This window comes from Aphanothece microscopica RSMan92 (assembly GCF_046613545.2).
GTDB lineage: Bacteria > Cyanobacteriota > Cyanobacteriia > PCC-6307 > Cyanobiaceae > NIES-981.
Window position 1 is genome coordinate 1 of sequence record NZ_JBKKKY020000289.1, and the last position, 707, is coordinate 707.

The following is a 707-nucleotide window of genomic DNA, read 5'->3' on the forward strand; positions in this document are numbered from 1 at the left end:
GAACGGTTGCGATACCTGCAAACTCAATGCGAACGTAGCGTAGCACGCCGGACGAGTCGTTATCATCCGTTCCACCAAACCAGCCTTTGCCTGGTTGGGCATCGGCAATGCCACCTTCAATAGGGGCCTGGCCAGCTGGATGGTTCGTACGAGCGCGGCCACAGATAACGATGCCACCCCAGTCACCAGCGGCACGCTGGCCAACAGCGGCGCGCGAGGTGAAAACGATGGGAGCGTTCTTTGTGCCGTCGGCAACCAGTTTACCACCGCGGTTGATGCAGAGCACAGAGTTCTGGCCTACTGTGTCGCCAACAACGATGGTGCCCGGCTCCACGATGAGAGTTGCACCGTCGTTGACAAACACGTAACCGTCAAGGCCGTAGACCTTGGTTCTGGACAATCGCACCGTGCCCGTGATTTCACCACGAATTGTGGAGTCCACTTGTACCACCCGTGGTTGCGTCACGGTAAAGGGGTTATCGCTAATGTCGAAGTTGGATTCGTTGCCTACTTCCGACATGCGGATGTAACCACTCGACGTACCAACTGCTGGCACCCGGAAGCCACCAGCGAATCGGCCACGTGTGGCCGCACTGTCGCGAACGTTGGTTGCGCCTGGAAGGTCTGTCCATGGGCCCAATGGTGTTGTGCCGAATTGGAATCTCCACCGCGTGCTGAAGGGCACACCCGTGGTATCCCACGTGAGG

Annotated in this window: 1 pseudogene; it reads right to left on the minus strand. The window is 58.4% G+C overall.

Annotated features, from left to right (window positions below):
• A pseudogene (locus ACLD7X_RS17560) lies at positions 1–556 on the minus strand (hypothetical protein); the annotation flags it as partial.
• Positions 557–707 lie beyond the last annotated feature (151 nt).